At 72.7% G+C, this 17,510-nt stretch carries 21 protein-coding genes; 5 read left to right on the top strand and 16 right to left on the bottom strand.

Annotation, left to right across the window (positions count from 1 at the left end; all coding sequences use genetic code 11):
• Nucleotides 1–51 precede the first annotated feature (51 nt).
• The 6 genes from AB0J46_RS08400 to AB0J46_RS08425 form a co-directional block, all read right to left on the bottom strand.
• Nucleotides 52–504, bottom strand: coding sequence for a hypothetical protein (locus AB0J46_RS08400; protein ID WP_364328207.1), 453 nt, complete (start codon nt 502–504; stop codon nt 52–54).
• Between the two features lie 166 nt (nt 505–670).
• Entirely contained in the window at nt 671–976 is a 306-nt protein-coding gene (locus AB0J46_RS08405) for a hypothetical protein (RefSeq protein ID WP_364328210.1), read from the bottom strand.
• Nucleotides 977–1,035: 59 nt separating this feature from the next.
• Nucleotides 1,036–1,365, bottom strand: a complete 330-nt coding sequence (locus tag AB0J46_RS08410) for a DUF202 domain-containing protein (protein ID WP_357964720.1) — start codon at nt 1,363–1,365, stop codon at nt 1,036–1,038.
• Nucleotides 1,366–1,692, bottom strand: coding sequence for a DUF202 domain-containing protein (locus tag AB0J46_RS08415; RefSeq protein ID WP_352363977.1), 327 nt, complete (start codon nt 1,690–1,692; stop codon nt 1,366–1,368).
• Nucleotides 1,693–1,739: 47 nt separating this feature from the next.
• Nucleotides 1,740–2,126: a hypothetical protein gene (locus tag AB0J46_RS08420; RefSeq protein ID WP_364328214.1), complete on the bottom strand. Its 387-nt coding sequence runs from the start codon at nt 2,124–2,126 to the stop codon at nt 1,740–1,742.
• A 45-nt stretch (nt 2,127–2,171) separates the two neighbouring features.
• Nucleotides 2,172–3,356, bottom strand: a complete 1,185-nt coding sequence (locus AB0J46_RS08425; protein WP_364328217.1) for an aminotransferase class I/II-fold pyridoxal phosphate-dependent enzyme — start codon at nt 3,354–3,356, stop codon at nt 2,172–2,174.
• Between the two features lie 172 nt (nt 3,357–3,528).
• Here AB0J46_RS08425 and AB0J46_RS08430 point away from each other — a divergent pair, with 172 nt between their 5' ends.
• The gene (locus tag AB0J46_RS08430) at nt 3,529–3,786 is read left to right on the top strand and encodes a UBP-type zinc finger domain-containing protein (protein WP_358284978.1); all 258 of its coding nucleotides are present in this window, start codon (nt 3,529–3,531) and stop codon (nt 3,784–3,786) included.
• A gap of 30 nt (nt 3,787–3,816) precedes the next feature.
• Here the strand turns inward: AB0J46_RS08430 and AB0J46_RS08435 are convergent, their stop codons facing one another.
• The gene (locus AB0J46_RS08435) at nt 3,817–5,421 is read right to left on the bottom strand and encodes a Na+/H+ antiporter (protein WP_364328221.1); all 1,605 of its coding nucleotides are present in this window, start codon (nt 5,419–5,421) and stop codon (nt 3,817–3,819) included.
• 63 nt (nt 5,422–5,484) lie between these two features.
• Nucleotides 5,485–6,519 (bottom strand): hypothetical protein, encoded by a 1,035-nt coding sequence (locus tag AB0J46_RS08440; protein WP_364328224.1) that lies wholly within the window; start codon nt 6,517–6,519, stop codon nt 5,485–5,487.
• 392 nt (nt 6,520–6,911) lie between these two features.
• Here AB0J46_RS08440 and AB0J46_RS08445 point away from each other — a divergent pair, with 392 nt between their 5' ends.
• Nucleotides 6,912–8,885, top strand: a complete 1,974-nt coding sequence (locus AB0J46_RS08445) for an ATP-dependent DNA helicase (RefSeq protein WP_364328227.1) — start codon at nt 6,912–6,914, stop codon at nt 8,883–8,885.
• Nucleotides 8,886–9,112: 227 nt separating this feature from the next.
• Here the strand turns inward: AB0J46_RS08445 and AB0J46_RS08450 are convergent, their stop codons facing one another.
• The 6 genes from AB0J46_RS08450 to AB0J46_RS08475 are packed head-to-tail and all read right to left on the bottom strand — an operon-like array spanning nt 9,113 to nt 13,704.
• Nucleotides 9,113–9,865, bottom strand: a complete 753-nt coding sequence (locus AB0J46_RS08450; RefSeq protein WP_358284970.1) for an SGNH/GDSL hydrolase family protein — start codon at nt 9,863–9,865, stop codon at nt 9,113–9,115.
• Entirely contained in the window at nt 9,862–10,296 is a 435-nt protein-coding gene (gene aroQ, locus AB0J46_RS08455; RefSeq protein WP_352363963.1) for a type II 3-dehydroquinate dehydratase, read from the bottom strand. Before aroQ ends, AB0J46_RS08450 begins: the two co-directional genes overlap by 4 nt.
• On the bottom strand, nt 10,293–11,363 hold the full coding sequence (aroB, locus tag AB0J46_RS08460) for a 3-dehydroquinate synthase (protein ID WP_364328231.1): 1,071 nt from the start codon (nt 11,361–11,363) through the stop codon (nt 10,293–10,295). Before aroB ends, aroQ begins: the two co-directional genes overlap by 4 nt.
• Nucleotides 11,360–11,860, bottom strand: coding sequence for a shikimate kinase (locus AB0J46_RS08465; protein ID WP_358284966.1), 501 nt, complete (start codon nt 11,858–11,860; stop codon nt 11,360–11,362). The genes aroB and AB0J46_RS08465 overlap by 4 nt, the downstream gene beginning before the upstream one ends.
• Before the next feature lie 37 nt (nt 11,861–11,897).
• Entirely contained in the window at nt 11,898–13,079 is a 1,182-nt protein-coding gene (aroC, locus tag AB0J46_RS08470; RefSeq protein WP_364328234.1) for a chorismate synthase, read from the bottom strand.
• 43 nt (nt 13,080–13,122) lie between these two features.
• Nucleotides 13,123–13,704, bottom strand: coding sequence for an A24 family peptidase (locus tag AB0J46_RS08475; RefSeq protein ID WP_364328237.1), 582 nt, complete (start codon nt 13,702–13,704; stop codon nt 13,123–13,125).
• Between the two features lie 266 nt (nt 13,705–13,970).
• On the opposite strand from AB0J46_RS08475, the gene AB0J46_RS08480 reads away from it, so the two are divergent.
• Nucleotides 13,971–14,354, top strand: a complete 384-nt coding sequence (locus tag AB0J46_RS08480) for a hypothetical protein (RefSeq protein WP_352363953.1) — start codon at nt 13,971–13,973, stop codon at nt 14,352–14,354.
• Nucleotides 14,355–14,377: 23 nt separating this feature from the next.
• Nucleotides 14,378–14,758 (top strand): hypothetical protein, encoded by a 381-nt coding sequence (locus tag AB0J46_RS08485; protein ID WP_364328240.1) that lies wholly within the window; start codon nt 14,378–14,380, stop codon nt 14,756–14,758.
• Between the two features lie 194 nt (nt 14,759–14,952).
• Here the strand turns inward: AB0J46_RS08485 and AB0J46_RS08490 are convergent, their stop codons facing one another.
• Entirely contained in the window at nt 14,953–15,489 is a 537-nt protein-coding gene (locus tag AB0J46_RS08490; RefSeq protein WP_364328243.1) for an SseB family protein, read from the bottom strand.
• A 133-nt stretch (nt 15,490–15,622) separates the two neighbouring features.
• Between AB0J46_RS08490 and AB0J46_RS08495 the strand changes: the two genes are divergently transcribed.
• Nucleotides 15,623–16,231 (top strand): nucleotidyltransferase family protein, encoded by a 609-nt coding sequence (locus AB0J46_RS08495; RefSeq protein WP_364328246.1) that lies wholly within the window; start codon nt 15,623–15,625, stop codon nt 16,229–16,231.
• A gap of 85 nt (nt 16,232–16,316) precedes the next feature.
• Here AB0J46_RS08495 and AB0J46_RS08500 read toward each other — a convergent pair whose 3' ends face one another.
• A complete protein-coding gene (locus AB0J46_RS08500; RefSeq protein ID WP_364328249.1) occupies nt 16,317–17,408 on the bottom strand; it encodes a ring-opening amidohydrolase in 1,092 nt (363 codons plus the stop codon).
• Between the last annotated feature and the right edge of the window lie 102 nt (nt 17,409–17,510).

Below are 17,510 nucleotides of genomic sequence, written 5' to 3' on the forward strand. Positions count from 1 at the left end.
CGACGCCGTCGGCCCACCGCGCGAGCGGGGGGCCGGCGGCGGGCGGGCGCGCTAGTGGTGGACGGGCGCGACGCCCACGAGGCCGCGGTACAGCTCGTACCCGACGAACAGGGCGACGGGCACCCCGATCGCGACGAGCAGCCGACCGGCCAACGGCGTCCCCGCCAGGGGCGCCTTCGGCTCCTCCAGCACCGGACCCGACGCGGCGCCGAGCTCGGGCACGAGGTCCGGCAGCAGTTCGGGCCGCGCTTCGGGGGCCGGCCGCAGCTCGGGGTGCCTGGCCAGGTAGCCGTTCGGGAACGACGTCACCTGGTAGGCGCCGCATCCCGGGCAGCACGTGCCCGACGAGGGGGGCTGCACGGCAACGCCGGAGCTGAGCCAGATCTCGACCTGATTGCCGTGGTCGTCGGCGAAATGCCGGACGACGAATTCCTCCTCCCAGACACGCAGACAGCGCAGGCACTCGAAGGGCCAGGTCTCGCGGGTCTCGAACCCGTCGCGCACAAGGATCACCCCCGGCTGGGGATTCAGTGGTCTAGACCTGAGTCTGCGCCTGGCCCCGCGTCTGCGCAAGGCGCACCTTATGACACTTCAAGCTACGAAACGCTTACCAAGTGTCATGGTTTAGCGCCATTTTTCGGCACTTGCCCGCCCGCCGTCGCGTTCCCCGTCAGTACGGACGCCGCGGCGGAACCGGGCTGAGCAGCGGCGTGGCGTCCGGCACGGCGGGCTCGTCCGACCGGAACAGCTCCGGATGACGGGCGAGATAGCCGGCCGGGAACGTGGTGGTCTGCTGACAGCCGCAGTGCGGGCAGATCACCCCGTACGACGGCGGCGGCACCACGAGCCCGTCCCTGAGCCAGATCTCGGCGGCGTTCCCGTGCTCGTCGTCGACGTGCCGGACGAGGTAGTCCTCTTCCCAGACGTGCCAGCAACCGCGGCACTCGAAGGGCAGGGTCCTGCGTTCTTCCTCCACTGAGGTCACCCCCTCACTACGAGTGTCCGCCTCCCCTCCGGAACATCGCAAGCCGGGGGTCACCGGACCGTGAGCACGAAGGTGACCGCGCCGAGCACGACGCTGAGGGTGCCGAGCCAGGCGAACAGCGCGTCGAGGCCCGCGTCGATGGGCCGTCCGCCGTGCAGGGCCTCCTGGACCCGGCGGAAGCGCACCCCCGTCCTGATCAGCAGGACGGCGCCGCACAGCGCGGCCAGCGCGAACCCGGCGACGGCCACGGCGGGCAGGCCGTGGCGCACCGCGAGCCCGGCCGCGCCGAGCCCGCCCGTGGCCAGCGCCACGGCGGTGCGGACCCAGGCGAGCCGGGTGCGCTCGCTCTGCAGGCCCTCGTCCCAGATCTCCTGTGACATCTACACCGACAGGATGATGAGCACGAGGGCGACGACGGCCACGGTGGCGACGCCGTACCCGAAGACCGCCGCGAGGGCGGGCGGCGGGAGCGGCGCCTGGTTGCGCAGGGCGCGCTGGATGTTGCGCCAGCGCGGATAGGCCATGCCCGCGGCCAGCGCGGACAACGACACCAGCATGACGGCCAGGACCGTGCGGACCCACGGCACGAACACGTCGGAGGGCACCGCCGCCATGGCCACCCCGCCCGCGCTGAGCGCCAGCGCCGTGCTCAGCCACGTGAGGAAGGTGCGTTCGTTGGCCAAGGTGAAACGCGGGTCGGGCTCCATGCCTTATATGGTAATTCGTCCCCTTTTCCCCTAGAGAAGACGGGATTTCAGCTGCACGCCTTGGCGACCTGCTGGGCGTAGTCGACCGCCTCGCTGCCCACCTTCTGGGCCGCGTCGACGGCGTCGTTCACGTTCTGGACGTTGATCCCGCCCAAAGTCTTGGCAAGGTCTTCGCTGGCCTGCTTGAGCGTGGTGTTGGCGGCCTTGTCGGCCACGTCGTTGAGCTTGCCCGCGGCGTCGTCGAGCGCCTTCTCCATGGCCTTGGGGTCGTCGGTGAGGTCCTTGACCTTGGCGGCCAGGTCGGTGACGATCTTCGGCGCCTCCAGGCACGCCTGGGCCTTGTCGATCGTGTTGTTGACCTCGCCGCACCCGGCGGCCAGGACGCAGACGGCGAAGAGCGCCAGGGGCACGAACCGGCTCTTGATGAGTCGCATACCTCGACCTTACCCAGCGCCCCGCGCCCGCGGCGGCGCGCGCGATCAGTGAAGAAACCCCGCTCGACGGCCGGCGGCGGCGAAGGCGGCCGCGATCCGGTCGAGCTGGGCGTCGGTGTGGGTGGCGGTGAGGCTGACCCGGATGAGCGCCTGCCCCGGCGGCACCCCGGGCGAGATCATGGCCGTGGTGAACACCCCTTCGTCGAACAGCTCCCGCCACAGCCGGAAACAGCGCAGGTCCTCCCCCACCGGCACGGCGATGACCGGACGGTCCGACGGCACGACGGCGTACCCCAGCCGGGCCAGCTCGCCGCTCAGCCGCCCGGCCGCCGCCCGCAACCGGCGCCGCCGCTCGGGCTCGGCGACGACGATCTCCAGGGCGGCCAGCGCGGCGGCGGCGCAGGCCGGTGACAGGGCGGCGGTGAACACCATGGACCGCGCGTGATGGCGCAGGTAGAGGATGATCTCCTCCGGCCCGGCGACCGCGCCGCCGATCGTGCCGAACGACTTGGAGAAGGTGATGGTCTGCACGTCCACCGCCTCCTCCAGGCCGTGCGCCTCGGCGGCGCCGCGACCGGCGTCCCCGAGCAGGCCGGCGTCGTGGGCGCTGTCCATCACGACGCGGGCTCCGTACGCGCGGGCGAGCTTGGCGATGCCCGGCAGGTCGCACACGTTGCCCGAGGTGGAGAACATGCCCTCGGTCACGATCATCCGGCCGGTGTCCGGGTCGCCCGCGGCCAGCAGCCGTTCCAGGTGCTCCATGTCGTTGTGCCGGTAGCGGCGTAAGCGCGCTCCGCCCAGGCGTACGGCGTCGATGAGGCACGCGTGCACCAGCCGGTCGCCGATCACCACGTCACCGGGCCCCAGCAGCGCGCCCAGCGCCAGGTTGGCCAGATAGCCGGCGCTGGTCACCATGACCGCCGGACGCCCGAGGAACTCCGCGAGCCGCGCCTCCAGCTCCTCGTGCAGCGCGAGGGAGCCGTTCGTCAGCCGCGAACCGCCGCTGCCCGCCCCGAGCCGCCGGATCGCCGCGACGGCGGCCTCCTTGACGCGGGGATCCCCCGAGAGCCCGAGATAGTCGTTGGACCCGGCCTGCACCAGCACCCGCCCGCCGACCACCACCTCCCCGTCGCCCGGCCGCTCCTGGATCGGGTGGTAGTACGGATAGACGCCCAGCTCCTTGACCGGCTGGTACCCGGGCAGACGACATTTCGCGAACACATCGGCCATGCCTTCTCACTCCCCTGAGCGCGGCCCCCCTGAGAAGAGTCTGATCGACCACCCCGCGAACCGCGCAGACCTCCTGCGCCGAAGGCCCGGCACGCACACTGTTCTCGCAGGTCAGAGCCTGGACATGAGGTCAGCGCGGAAGCATCGGAGGCCGGGTCCTAGGATCTGATTCATGGCAATGTGCGAGCATCTTTCCCAGGCCGACGACCCGGCGGCGAAGACCCCAGAGGGCTGCGAGGAGTGCCTGGCCAGCGGCAGCCGATGGGTCCACCTGCGGCGCTGCCTGGAGTGCGGCCACATCGGCTGCTGCGACTCCTCGCCCAACAAGCACGCGACCAAGCACTTCCACGCGACCACGCACCCGGTGATCCAGTCGTTCGAACCGGGCGAGAGCTGGCGCTGGTGCTTCGTGGACAACCAGATGGGCTGACCTGCCCTGCGCGGGCGGCGCCCGTCGGGGTCAGCGTTCGAGGATGGCCTCCTCGAAGTCGAGCTGGGCCATCACCTCGCGCAGCACCTCGTCGTCGAGGCGGCGCTCGTCGCGCAGGCGGACGAACACCTCGCGCTCGGCCGTGAGCATGTCACGGCGCAGCCGCCGGTAGATGCTGCTGGGGGTCTCGGCGCCGCCCTGCGCGGTGCCGCCGCCCAGGCGTTCCCACGCGGTCAGCGACCGCCGCCACGACTTCTGCCTGAGCTGGTCGACGACCTGCTTCTTGATCTCGTCGGGCTCGCCCTCCTGCTCGACCAGCCGTTCGAGCTCGGCCAGGCCCGCCTCCAGCGCGGCCTGCTGGGCGGCCGCCTCGGCCAGCGTGTCCTCGTAGCGCTCCTGCTCGCTCGACACGCGCAGCTTCCTGATCAGCGCGGGGAACGTCATGCCCTGGATCAGCAGGGTGCCGATCACCGTGGTGAACGTCAGGAACAGCAGCATGGCCCGGTCGCGGGCCGGGATCTCCGGCGGGATGGAGAACGCCGCCGCGAGCGACACCACGCCCCGCATGCCGGCCCAGCCCAGGATCACCGTCTGCTGCGGGCTGGGCGCCGGGCCCCGCCGGACGAGCTTGACCAGCGGGGTGAAGGCGAACACCCACACGAACCTGGACACGATCGTCACCGCGAGCACCGCCAGCGCGTAGCCGGCGACCTGCCAGGGGCCGTAGCCGGTGATGCCCTTGACCACGGTCACGAGCTGCAGCCCGATGAGCGCGAAGACGATCGACTCCAGGAAGAAGTCGGTGACCTTCCACACCGCGTCGGACACCAGCCGGGTGCCGAACCCCCGCTGGTGCATGCGGTTGCCCAGGTAGAGGCCGACGACCACGACGGAGATCACGCCCGAGGCGTGCACCGGCTCGGGCCCGAGCCCGGAGACGTGCACGGACTCGGCCGCGAGGTAGGCCGCGAACGGGATCAGCAGCATCAGCGTGTTCTCGACCAGCGAGTCGCGGGTGTGCTGGAACACCCAGGCGAACACGAACGCCAGCGCCAGCCCGATCGCCACGCCGCCGAGCGCCGCGAACAGGAACTGCGCCACGCCCTGGAACAGGTCGATGCTGCCGCCCACGGCCGCCCCGATGGCCACCCGGTAGGCCGTCAGCGCCGTGGCGTCGTTGAACAGGCTCTCGCCGATGAGGATCGTCAGCGACTTGCGCGGCAGCCCGAGCCGCCTGCCCACGGCGACGGCCGCCACGGCGTCGGGCGGCGCGATGATCGCGCCGAGCGCGAAGGCGGCGGCCAGCGGGAGCTGCGGCAGCAGCAGGTGGACGACCAGCCCCACCACGGCCGTGGTGAACAGCACCAGGCCGATCGACAGCAGCGCCACGGCCCGCTTGACGTCACGCAGGCGCAGGTAGGAGCTGTCGAGCGCGGCCGAGTAGAGCAGCGGCGGCAGGAACACGAACAGCACCAGCTCGGGCTGCAACGGCACCGCCGGCACCAGCGGCGAGACCAGCAGGCCGGCCGCGACCAGCAACAGCGGGGCCGGCCAGCCCCGCCGCCGTGCCACCGCCGCGACCGCGACCGCGCCACCGGCCATCAGCAGCAGTTGCAGGCCCATGGTCGGGTTCAACGACGTTCCTCCAGCTCGCCGGGGTGGATGCCGAGAGCGTACCCGGCGGGCGGGAGGAGGTTGTCACCACTCCCGGCGGTCGCGCCCGTCGCCGTAGTCCTGCTGCTGGTCGGGGCGCAGGCGTTCGCCGGTCGAGAACAGGGGGTCCGTCACGTACGGACGGCCCATGTTCGGGTCGGACGACTGCGGCGGGTACTCCTGGCGGCCGAGCGCCAGCAGCGGGTCCACCGGGTTGGGCTGCGCGGGCTGCTGGTAGCCCTGGTAGGTGTCGGCCGCGCGGTAGGAGTCCTGGGCGGGCGCGGGATTGTGCCTGCGGCCCGCGCCGGGGATGCCGTGCATGGGCGTGCCGAGCCCGGCCGTGCTCTGCGGCTGCGCCGGAGGCTGCTGAGGCTGGGGCTGGGACGGCGGCTGCTGGTAGGACCCGTACGAGTCCGGGGAGTACTGCTGGGCCGGCGGGTAGGGGTCGGCGGCCTGCGACGGGAAGCCGAGCGGGTCGGTGCTCAGCGGCGCCGGGCGGCGCTGGTCGGCGGGCAGCTGGTAGACGGGCTCGCTGCTCTCGACGTACTGGGGGCCGGTGAAGGGGTCGCCGGCGTACTGGGGGCCGCTCAGCGGGTCGCCGGTGTACTGGGGGCCGCTGAAGGCGTCGCCCGTGTACTGCGGGCCGCTCAGCGGATCGCCCGTGTACTGCGGGCCGCTGAACGGGTCGCCGGTGTACTGGGGGCCGCTGTGCGGGTCGCCGGGGTACTGGGCGGTGGGCTGCTCGACGTACTGGGGGCCGGTGAAGGGGCTGCGCTCGCCGTACGACGGCGTCTCCCGGGGGCCGGTGGTCTCGCTGTAGGAGGCCACCAGTTTGTCCTGCGGCGCGGGGCCACGCGCGACCAGCACGTCGTTGGGCGACAGCGACGCGGTGGGCCGCTCGTCGAGCGCGGGCGGCGGAGGCTGCTGCTGGGCGTGCTGGGGCGGCCGGTGGTACGTGCCGGTGCCCGGCATGACCTCGGTGCCCGGATCGGCCGCGGGCACCGCGGGCTGCTCGCCCGTGGCCTCGGCGTAGCCGTCGTCGAGCGTGTCGAGCAGCCTGCCGACGTCCTCCATCGGCATGCGGAAGCTCGCTGTGCACATCTCCCCTCGCCACAGGCTGAGGACGAGTGTGCCCTCATGCCACGTGACCCGGAGGCACCGCTCCTGACCTCGTGCATCGAAGAAGACTTCGCCGAACGACGGCAACGGGACAACTTCCGACATGGCAGACATACTGCTTTAACCAGCCTTTATTCGTCCACTCAACCCCGGAAAACCCTACCTAACCGCTCTCACCATCGAGACCGTGAACCCCATTGATCACACCAGCAAGATCTTCCTGACCAGTTGAAGTTCCGCTCGACAGTGTGCCACGCGAGTCCCGCGGGGAGCCCGCGAACGCCGGGATGCGCATGGCCGGACACAGGGCGTCCCGGCGCGTCGGCCCGGGATTGCGGGTACCGTTGACGACCGTGCCGGACTCCCATCTCCCGTCAGTGGACGAACTGCTCAGCATCGCGGTCGGCGCTCTCGGAGGGAGCGAACGGCAGGGCCAGGTCACCATGGTCAAGGCCGTCCAGAAGGCCATCGACGACGAGGAGCACCTGGCCGTCCAGGCGGGCACGGGCACCGGCAAGTCGCTGGCGTACCTGGTGCCCTCGATCCGGCACGCCATGGACAGCGACTCCCCCGTCGTGATCTCCACGGCCACCATCGCGCTGCAGCGCCAGCTCGTCGACCGCGACCTGCCCCGGCTGGCCGAGGCCCTGGGCAAGGAGCTGCCGCACGAGCCGACGTTCGCCATTCTCAAGGGCCGGCGCAACTACCTGTGCCGCTACAAGGCGACGGCGGGCTGGCCCGAGGACGACGAGCAGGACCAGCTCTTCGACCCGCGCGAGGTGAGCGCGACCGGCCGCATGGTCCAGCGCATCCAGGAGTGGGCCGACGAGACCGAGACGGGCGACCGCGACGAGCTGGTTCCCGGCGTGAGCGAGCAGGCCTGGCGGCAGTTCTCGGTGAGCGCGCAGGAGTGCCTGGGCGCCACCCGCTGCCCGAGCGGCCCCGAGTGCTTCGCCGAGCTGGCCAGGGCGCGCGCGGGCGAGGTCGACGTCGTGGTGACCAACCACGCGCTGCTGGCCATCGACGCCATGGGCGACCTGCCGGTGCTGCCCGAGCACGAGGTCGTGGTCGTCGACGAGGCCCACGAGCTGGTCGACCGGGTGACCTCGGTGGTCACCAGCGAGCTGTCGGAGGCGTCGGTGATGCTGGCCGTGCGCCGCGTCGGCCGGCTGATCGAGCAGCCGCTCGCCGACCAGCTCATGGAGGCGGGCGAAGACCTCAAGGCGCTGCTGGCCGCCGCCCCGCCCGGCCGCATCGACGAGCTGCCGCAGGTGCTCGGCCTCACCTTGCAGCTCATCCGCGACACGGCCTGGCGCTGTATCACTGCCATGGGCCCGCGCAACGCCGACAAGGACGACCCCGACAAGGCCGGCCAGCGCAAGGCCGCCTTCACCGCGCTCGACGAGGTGCACGACACCGCCGTGCGCATGCTCGACGCCTACGGCCACGCCTCCGAGGCCGACCGCGCCGAGGTGGTCTGGCTCGACGGCGCCACCGACCGCCGTCCGCCCATGTTGCGGGTCGCGCCGCTGAGCGTGAGCGGCATGCTGCGCGACCGGCTGTTCGGCGAGCGCACGGTGGTGCTCACCTCCGCCACGCTCGCCCTCGGCGGCACGTTCGACGGGCTGGCCGCGCAGTGGGGGCTGGGCGACAGCAAGCGCTGGCAGGGCATCGACGTCGGCTCGCCGTTCGACCACCCGCGCGCCGGCATCCTCTACGTCGCCAAACACCTCCCCCAGCCGGGCCGCGACGGGCTGCCGCAGCAGTATCTCGACGAGATCACCGAGCTCATCGAGGCGGCCGGCGGGCGCACGCTGGGGCTGTTCTCCTCGATGCGCGCCGCCAAGGCCGCCACGGAGGCGCTGCGCGAGCGGCTCGACGTGCCGCTGCTGTGCCAGGGCGACGACTCGACCATGCTGCTGGTCAAGCAGTTCGCCGAGGACGAGCCGACCTGCCTGTTCGGCACGTTGTCGCTGTGGCAGGGGGTCGACGTCCCCGGGCCGTCGCTGCGGCTGGTCATCATCGACCGGGTGCCGTTCCCGCGTCCCGACGATCCGCTCACCTCGGCCCGGCAGCGGCACGTCGCGGCGCGCGGCGGCAACGGGTTCATGGCGGTCGCGGCCAACCACGCGGCCCTGCTGCTGGCCCAGGGCACCGGCCGGTTGCTGCGCGCGCAGGACGACAAGGGCGTCATCGCGGTCCTCGACCCGCGCCTGGCCACGGCCCGGTACAGCGGTTTCCTGCTGGGGTCGTTGCCGCCGTTCTGGCGCACCACCGACCCGGCCGTCCCCCGCGCCGCGCTCAAGCGCCTGTCCACCGAGTCCTGACCGTCGCGGGCCCCTTCAGGCGACAGTCTTTTCCTTCTTTTCCTTACGGCTCCGCCTGGTCAGGCCACCCGCCGTACGGGGCCGGCGGCCTTCCAGGAAACGCCCGCTGACCCTTCACCGGCGAGCCGCCGTCACGCGAGCCCGCCTTGCCCCACTCCGTGGCCCCCGTCGGCCGCGGGGAACGCCCTCCGAGCGGACCTGATCCGGGAATGGTCCGGGGAGAGCGGCTAGAACGGGGTGAGGTCGGGGCGCTTCGGGGTGAGGCCGTCGCCGGAGGAGGTGCCGCGCAGACGGCGGGACATCCACGGCACCAGGTGCTCGCGGATCCACTGGGCGTCCTCGCGGCGCCGCGCCCGCGGGTCGACCAGCCGCTCCGGCCAATCCTTGCGCCAGTCGTCGAACGGCACCCCGAGCACGTCGAGCACGCGGGCCGCCACCAGCCGGTGGCCGTCCTCGTTCATGTGCAGGCGGTCGGTGCTCCAGGCCCGCCAGTCGCGCAGCCCCTGCATCGACCACTGGTCGACCAGCCGGCAGCCGTAGAGGTCGGCGATGGAGCGGATGTGCAGGTAGAAGATGGCGAAACGGCCGCGCAGCCGCCGCATCAGCGGCGTGTCACGCGGATCGACCCCGGTGAACAGCAGCACGTCCGCGCCGCCGGCCCGCAGGTCGCGCACCGCGCGGGCCAGGCGCTTGGCCATCACGTCGGGGTCGCTGCCCGGCCGCAGCAGGTCGTTGCCGCCCGCGCAGAAGCTGACCAGGTCGGGGCCCATCTCGATGGCCCGCGGCACCTGCTCGGTGACGATCTGGTCGAGCAGCTTGCCGCGGACGGCCAGGTTCGCGTAGCGGAACGCCGGGTCGTCGGCGGCGAGCCGTTCGGCGACCCGGTCGGCCCAGCCGCGGTAGTGCCCGTCGGGGCCTGGATCGTTCAGTCCTTCGGTGAAACTGTCCCCGAGTGCGACGAAGGACTTGTATTGCCTCATGAGCTGCTGTTCATCTCCGCGATAGCGTGTAGCGCCAGGACGTAGGACTGTAGTCCGAATCCGGCGATCGTGCCCGTCGCCACCCCGGCGACGACCGAGGTGTGGCGAAACTCTTCCCTCGCCGCGGGGTTGCTGATGTGCACCTCGACGAGCGGGGCGGTGCGCTGGGCGATGGCGTCGCGCACGGCGTAGGAGTAGTGGGTGAAGGCGGCCGGGTTGAGCACGACGGGGATGCGGCCGTCGGCGGCCTCGTGCAGCCAGCCGATCAGCTCGGCCTCGTCGTCGGTCTGGCGCACCTCGACCTGCTCGCCGAGCTTGCGGCCGGTCTCGCGGCACAGCTCGGCGAGGTCCTCCAGCGTCTCGGCCCCGTAGACGTCGGGCTCGCGGGTGCCGAGCCGGCTCAGGTTGGGGCCGTTGAGCACGAGGATCATCGCGCGATCTCCTTGTAGGCGGCTTCGAGCAGTTCTTCGGCGGGGTCTTCGAGGCGGCCCGGCCTGGCCAGGTCGTCGAGGACGACGAAACGCTGCTTGGCGCCCCGGTTCTTCTTGTCCAGCCGCATGTGGTCGCGCAGCCGCGGCCAGGCGCCGGCGTGGTAGGAGACCGGCAGGCCCACGGAGGTGAGGATCGCGCGGGTGCGGGCGGTCAGGTCGGCGCGGCCGGACAGCCGGGACAGCTCGGCGGCGTAGACCATGCCGATGGCGACCGCCTCGCCGTGACGGATCGTGTAGTGCTCGTCGCGCTCGATGGCGTGGGCGAGCGTGTGGCCGTAGTTGAGGATCTCGCGCAGGCCCTGCTCGCGCAGGTCGGCGCCCACGACGTCGGCCTTGACGCGGATCTTGCGCTCGATCAGCTCGCGGGTGTGGGGGCCGTCGGGCCGGGTGGCCCCCTCGGGGTCGGACTCGACCAGCGTGAGGATCTGCGGGTCGGCGATGAAGCCGCCCTTGATGATCTCGGCGAGCCCCGCCACGTAGTCGGCCTTCGGCATGCCGGGCAGCACGGCCAGGTCGCAGAGCACCCCGGCGGGCGGCAGGAACGTGCCCACCAGGTTCTTGCCCTCGGGGGTGTCGATGCCGTTCTTGCCGCCGACGGCGGCGTCGACCATGGCCAGCAGCGTCGTCGGCACGAGCACGACCTGCACGCCGCGCAGCCAGGTGCCGGCCACGAAGCCGGCCAGGTCGGTCGTCGCGCCGCCGCCCACGCCCACGACGGCGTCGGAGCGGGTCAGGCCGTGGCGGCCGAGCGCGGACCACAGGCCGGCGGCCACCTCGGGCGTCTTGCACGCCTCGCCGTCGGGGACGGGCAGGTCGGCCACCTCGTAGCCGGCCTCGGCCAGCGCCGCGAGGACCGGGCGGGCCAGCTCGGGCAGGCCCTGCGGGCGGACGACGGCGACCGTGCGCACGCCCGGCCGGAACAGGCCCGGCAGCTCGGCCTGCACGCCGCTGCCCACCACGACGTCGTAGGGGCTGTCGCCGGATACGGGGATCCGCGTCGCGGTCATGCCGGCAGGCCCTCCAGGATCTCGTCGGCGAGCTCGCCGGGGTCGCGCTTGTCGGTGGCGAGCGTGACCACGGCCAGACGCTCGTAGACCGGCCGCCGCTCCTCCATCAGCTTCTTGAGCTGGCTGCGCGGGTTGAGCACGAGCAGCGGCCTGGCCGAGCCGAGCCCGACCCGCTGGACCGCGTCGGCCAGGCCCACCTGCAGGTAGACCACGTGGTGACCGGCGAGCAGGGCCTGGGTGTCCTCGTTGAGCACGGCGCCGCCGCCGAGCGACAGGACGCCGTCGTGCTCGGCCAGCGCGCGGCGCACGGCCTGGTGCTCCAGCTCGCGGAAGCGGGCCTCGCCGTCCTCGACGAAGATGTCGGAGACCGGCTTGCCGGCCACGGCCTCGACGTCGGCGTCGGTGTCGCGGAAGGCGACGCCGAGCCGCTCGGCCAGCAGCTGCCCGATCGTGGTCTTGCCGGATCCGGGCGGCCCGATGAGCACGGCTCTGGTCACTGGTCGCTCACCCCTTCTCGTTCGCTCCGCGCGGCCGTCACTTGATCACCATCGAGGAGAGGTAGCCGGACAGGTTGCGGGCGACCTCCTCCACCGAGTCGCCGCCGAACTTCTCCAGGGCCGCGTCGGCCAGCACCAGCGCGACCATGGCCTCGGCCACGATGCCCGCGGCCGGGACGGCGCACACGTCGGAGCGCTCGTGGTGGGCCTTGGCCGCCTCGCCGGTCTTGACGTCGATCGTGGCCAGGGCCCTCGGCACGGTGGAGATGGGCTTCATGGCGGCGCTGACCCGCAGGACCTCGCCGTTGGTCATGCCGCCCTCGACGCCGCCCGCGCGGTTGGTGACGCGCTTGACGCCGTTCTCGGCGGTGTACTCGATCTCGTCGTGGGCGCGCGAGCCGGGCCGGCGGGCGGTCTCGAAGCCGTCGCCGACCGCGACGCCCTTGATCGCCTGGATGCCCATGAGGGCCGCGGCGAGCCGGGAGTCGAGCCTGCGGTCCCAGTGGGTGTAGCTGCCCAGGCCGGGCGGCAGGCCGTAGGCGAGCACCTCGACGACGCCGCCGAGCGTGTCGCCCTCCTTGTGCGCCTGGTCGATCACGGCGACCATGGCGGCACTGCCCTCGGGGTCGGAGCAGCGGACCGGGTCTTCGTCGATCCTGGCCAGGTCGCCGGGGCCGGGCAGCACCTCGGCCGGGGTCTGCGCGCCGCCGATGGAGGTGACGTGGCTGACGATGTCGACGCCGAGCGCCTGCTTCAGGAAGCGCCTGGCGACCTCGCCGAGCGCGACGCGGGCCGCGGTCTCGCGGGCGCTGGCCCGGTCGAGCACCTGGCGGGCGTCGTCGAAGCCGTACTTCTGCATGCCGGCCAGGTCGGCGTGGCCGGGGCGGGGGCGGGACCGCGGCGCGTTGCGGGCCAGGCCCTCCAGCTCGGCCGGGTCGACCGGGTCGGCCGACATGACCTTCTCCCACTTGGGCCACTCGGTGTTGCCGACGCGGACGGCGACCGGGCTGCCCATGGTGCGGCCGTGGCGCACGCCGCCGACGATCGTCACCTGGTCCTGCTCGAACTTCATCCGCGCGCCGCGGCCGTAGCCGAGCCTGCGGCGGCGCAGGGCCTCGTCGATCGCGGCCGTGGTCACCTCGACCCCGGCGGGCAGTCCTTCGAGGATGGCAACGAGTTCGGGGCCGTGGGACTCTCCGGCCGTCAACCAGCGCAACATGACTCCAAGTCTTCCACGTGCGGCCGGGTGGGATGTCCGTCGTTCACCAGCCGAGACAGAGCGCCACGAAAGCACCGAGCAGCATGAACGGCCCGAAGGGGAACTGGGTGTGCCGGTCGCCCCGCCCGGTGAGCAGCAGCGCGACCGCGTACAGCGCGCCGAGCACCTGACCGGCGAACGCGGCGGCCACCCACGTCTGCCAGCTCATCGCCGCCGCCGCCATGCCGATGAGCCCGGCCAGCTTGACGTCGCCGAGGCCCATCGCGGCCGGCCTGGCGAACCACAACAGGCCGTAGACGGCCGCCAGCGCCGCCGCGCCGAGCAGCGCGCGCGGCAGCTCCCCGGTGGGGAGCAGGGTCAGTGCGATGATCGGGTACGCGGGCAGCGTGATCGCGTCGGGCAGCAGGGTGGTCCGCCAGTCGATGACCGCCAGCGCCGTGCCGGCCAGCGCGAGCCCCGCGTACGGCGGCCCGGCCAGCCAGGCGGTCAGCGCCGTCACTGCGGCGGTCAGCAGTTCCACGCCCGGCGGCCACGACGGCGGGGACGCGAGGTCGTCGTAGGCGTCGGCCAGCGCCCTGACCTGGTGTCCGGCGACCAGACCGAGCAGCGCCATCAGTGCGACCACGAGCAGACCCTAATGCGGCGACCGGGCGGCCGTCCCGGGATCGCGGCGGGCGGCCCGGGTATGGCGTGCGCCAAGAGCGAACCCGCGTCTCGGCGGGCCCTCGCGCCCCGGACGGAGGGCCGCGACGCACGCCGGCGGTCATGGGTTCGGGGGCGATCCCCCAAGGAACTTTGATCGTCCGGGACGGGGTGGCACGCGGCTCCGGAGGTGGTCAGGAACTTACTTTCTGTCGTGGCCCCCCGGAAGAGTGACCGAGAGGAAGACCCATGTTCCGTGGCATCCTGGCCGGCGGCCTCGCGCTGAGCGCCGCAAGCCTCATCATGACCGGCCCCGCCGCGTACGCCGACCTGCAGGCCCCTTACGCGCGGGCCGCGGCGATCGTCGACGCGGACGGCGAGCTGAACAACGGCAAGAACATCCTCAAGACGTGGCGGGCCTCGACCGGCCGCTACTGCGTGATGGTCGACAGGCACGTCACCACGTCCGCCGCGGTGATCCAGATCACCCCGCGGGCGCCCCGCCGCCTGCCGTTCATCGCCTACCGGAACTCGTCGGCGACCTGCCACGAGTCCAACACCATCACCGTCGGCGTCTACGACACCAGCACCGGCCGGCTCGCCGACGGCGGCTTCGACCTGACCATCTCCTGACCGAGAACCGAGGGAGCACCCATATGAACATCATCCGGCGCGCCGCCGGCGTCGCGCTCGTCGCGGCGGCCGTCCTGACGCCCGCGGCGGCGTACGCGGACACTCCGTACGCCCAGGCCTCGGCCACCATCAGGGCGGACGGCGTGGTGACCGCCAGCAAGAACGTCGAGGAGGTCAGGCGCATGTTCCGCGGGACGTACTGCGTGATCCTCGGCGAGGACGTCGACTACGACGGCGACCTGGCGATCCACGTGACGCCGACGGGCCGGTCCAGCTACCCGCGCTCGCTGTCGGTGCAGCGCGGGGCGGCGATCTGCGGCGGCCACTACCGGGCGGTCGCGGTCTACAGCCAGCTCGCCGACGGCGTGGCGGCCGACACCGGGTTCTACCTGACCGTCTCCTGAGGACGTCCGCTCCTGAGGACGTCCGCTCCTGACGACGTCCGCTCCTGACGACGTCCGCTCCTGAGGACGTCCGGCGAACGCCCCCGGCCGGTGACGACACCGGCCGGGGGCGTCGGCTTGTCCGGCTCGCTGAAGAAGCGGCGTTCAGCCGTTCCGGCGGGTGGCAGGGGTTCGGCTCGCGGGAGGGGCGGTGTTCAGCTGTTTCGGCGGGAGAACCAGCGGCGGCGGGGCGGGGCGGGCTCCATCCTGGCGACGGTGACGCCGCCGAGCTGGTCGACGGTGCCGGACTCGACCGCGGCCAGCGCCCGCAGCACCTCGCCCTCGATCACGAACTGCACCGGCCCGGCCACGTCGACCACGACCGCGGCGGCCTCCTCGTGCACGGCCGCCCGGCAGACCTGGAGCGTGCCGGTCTGGATCGGGCGGGCGTCCTTGCGCCATCTGGTCAGCGCGTCGGTGCCGGTGAAGGCGAGCACCGCGTGCCTGCCGTCCTGGCCGACGAGCTTGGGCAGCGCCATCTCGCTCTCCTTCTCCTGGCGCAGCCCGTGCTCACCGACCTCGGACTCGGTCAGCAGGGCGACCACCGGCACCAGCAGCCGCGCGCCGCTCAGGGCGGCCAGCACGTCCGCGGGGCCGCACGCGCCCGACTCGTAGGCGGCCAGGGCGGCGGCCACGGCGGGGGCGGCGCTGCCGTCGTCGTCGGGGTCGAGTGGCTGTGGGATGGTCGGCACAACGAACGAGACTACCCGCGGGCGCCACCGCCCCCGCTCCTGGAGCCGCACTGGGGCCGCACTGGAGGCGTTCCCGCGATGCTCGTCAGCGTTCCGGCGGGGTTCTGTCGGGGCGGGCTGCTAGACAGGTGCGGTGCGGATCTCTCGGCTCCCCCTCGACGAGCAGACTGCGGCCGTGCGGGCCGTGCTGGAGACCGACCCGGTGCTGGTGCGGGTGCTCGGCGGAGCCCGCTCGCTCGGCCTGCCCGGCTGGTGGCTGGCGGCGGGCGCGGTCGTCCAGGCGATCTGGAACCACGTGACCGGACGTCCGGCGGGCTACGGCGTCAAAGACTACGACCTGATCTATCACGATCCGTCCGACCTGTCGTGGGAGGCGGAGGACCGCGCGATCAGGGCCGGGCGGGAGCTGTTCGGCGACGTGCCGGTGGAGATCCGCAACGAGGCCCGCGTCCATCTGTGGTACGAGCGCCGCTTCGGCGTGCCGTGCCCGCCCTACGACAGCTCCGAGGCCGCGATCGACTCCTTCCCCAGCACCACGAGCGCGATCGGCGTCCGGCTCACCCCGTCGGGGGCGTGGCGGGTCTACGCCCCCTACGGCGTGGCCGACGCCTTCAACCTCGTGCTGCGTCCCAACCCCCGGCAGGCGCCGCGCGAGGTCTACGAGGCCAAGGCGGCGCGCTGCGCCGAAGCCTGGCCCGAGCTGACCGTGCTCCCCTGGTGCGAGCCGAGGCCGACCGGCTAGCCCGGCCGATCAGCCGAGGCCCGGCCGGTCAACCGAGGCCCACCGGGGCAGCCGGGGCCGGCCGGGGCAGCAGAGGCCCGCCGGGTCAGCCGAGGTCGGCGATGGCCGCGACCGGTCCGCCGCCCGACGGCCCCTGGTGCACGGCGGCCACCGAGACGAACACCGCGGGGTCGCCGGTGACCGAGGCCGCCACCCCGCCGACGGCCGCCTTGATCTGCCGGTGCCAGTGCACGTCGGAGTCGTCCAGCATGATGTTGCGCCGCCCGCGCACCCGCCCCGACGGGTCGGCCTCGCACTTCATGAACACGTTGACCAGCCGCCCGCCGAGGTCGGTGGGGTGGGGACGGTCCGGCAGCGGCAGCCCGGAGTCCCTGATGGCCGCCCAGATGCCGTCGGCGTCGAGCGCGTCCCGCATGACGCTGTGCCCGATGCGGTAGCGCCCGCCGATGCCGCGCACGTTCCCCACCAGCACGATCTGCGCCCGGTCCAGCTCCACCCCCGACGAGCACGACGCCACCGACGAGTACAGCGACAGGTCCTTGTGGATCTGGTCGGCCCGCGGCATGTCGATCTCGCCGAGCGCGACGGCGACGCCCAGCGCGGTGGTGGAGTTGGACAGGTCCATCGACGGGCCGGTCTCCTCGATGGCGGTGTCCTGGCCGCGGCCTTTGGCCTCGGTGATGGTGGCCAGGGTGAGCAGCGGCGTCTTGGTCTGCACGTAGTGCACGTCGCGCGGGTCGTCGATGCCGGCGATCTTCATGGCCTCCCGCACCCCGGCGGCCACCTTCTCCACCATCGCCGGACGGCCGATGTCCTCGGGCAGGATCACCTCGCTCATCGCCACGCCCACCGACAGGCGCGGCTCGTCGCTCATCGGCGCGTCCGCCGTGGTGGCGAAGACGGTGGCGTGCGGGCTGAGGACGCCGTCGGTGCCGCCCGACCACACCAGCGGCACGCTCTCGGGGGACGGGTGGCCGTGCTCGGCCAGGACCTCGCGGAAGGCCCGGTCGGCCAGGATGCGCGTGTAGTCGTTGACGCCGCCGTTGCCCTCGGTCTTGCCGATCACCGCGAGCACCCGGCGCGCCTCGATCACCCCGTCCTCGATGAGCCGGGACAGCCCGGAGGCGTCGGTCACGCTCTCGATCGGCACCTTGCGCACTTCAATCGGGTCCGGCATGCGTTGCCCCTTCTCCAGTACCGGCTTCCCCACCGTCGCGACGCTAGCCGAGCGGCCCGGCGGGGTTCATGGGCAATGTCTGCCCATGAACGGCCGCGGCGA

Source organism: Nonomuraea sp. NPDC049758 (assembly GCF_040674635.1).
In the GTDB taxonomy this organism is placed as follows: Bacteria; Actinomycetota; Actinomycetes; order Streptosporangiales; family Streptosporangiaceae; genus Nonomuraea.

What these genes read in the sequence shown, in the direction of transcription:
- aroC (WP_364328234.1), bottom strand. Translation starts at nt 13,079, where the DNA reads ATGTTGCGCTGGTTGACGGCCGGAGAGTCCCACGGCCCCGAACTCGTT.
- AB0J46_RS08485 (WP_364328240.1), top strand. Translation starts at nt 14,378, where the DNA reads ATGAACATCATCCGGCGCGCCGCCGGCGTCGCGCTCGTCGCGGCGGCC.
- AB0J46_RS08450 (WP_358284970.1), bottom strand. Translation starts at nt 9,865, where the DNA reads ATGAGGCAATACAAGTCCTTCGTCGCACTCGGGGACAGTTTCACCGAA.
- AB0J46_RS08425 (WP_364328217.1), bottom strand. Translation starts at nt 3,356, where the DNA reads ATGGCCGATGTGTTCGCGAAATGTCGTCTGCCCGGGTACCAGCCGGTC.
- AB0J46_RS08420 (WP_364328214.1), bottom strand. Translation starts at nt 2,126, where the DNA reads ATGCGACTCATCAAGAGCCGGTTCGTGCCCCTGGCGCTCTTCGCCGTC.
- AB0J46_RS08415 (WP_352363977.1), bottom strand. Translation starts at nt 1,692, where the DNA reads ATGGAGCCCGACCCGCGTTTCACCTTGGCCAACGAACGCACCTTCCTC.
- aroQ (WP_352363963.1), bottom strand. Translation starts at nt 10,296, where the DNA reads ATGATCCTCGTGCTCAACGGCCCCAACCTGAGCCGGCTCGGCACCCGC.
- AB0J46_RS08410 (WP_357964720.1), bottom strand. Translation starts at nt 1,365, where the DNA reads ATGTCACAGGAGATCTGGGACGAGGGCCTGCAGAGCGAGCGCACCCGG.
- AB0J46_RS08500 (WP_364328249.1), bottom strand. Translation starts at nt 17,408, where the DNA reads ATGCCGGACCCGATTGAAGTGCGCAAGGTGCCGATCGAGAGCGTGACC.
- AB0J46_RS08480 (WP_352363953.1), top strand. Translation starts at nt 13,971, where the DNA reads ATGTTCCGTGGCATCCTGGCCGGCGGCCTCGCGCTGAGCGCCGCAAGC.
- AB0J46_RS08430 (WP_358284978.1), top strand. Translation starts at nt 3,529, where the DNA reads ATGGCAATGTGCGAGCATCTTTCCCAGGCCGACGACCCGGCGGCGAAG.
- AB0J46_RS08440 (WP_364328224.1), bottom strand. Translation starts at nt 6,519, where the DNA reads ATGCCGATGGAGGACGTCGGCAGGCTGCTCGACACGCTCGACGACGGC.
- aroB (WP_364328231.1), bottom strand. Translation starts at nt 11,363, where the DNA reads ATGACCGCGACGCGGATCCCCGTATCCGGCGACAGCCCCTACGACGTC.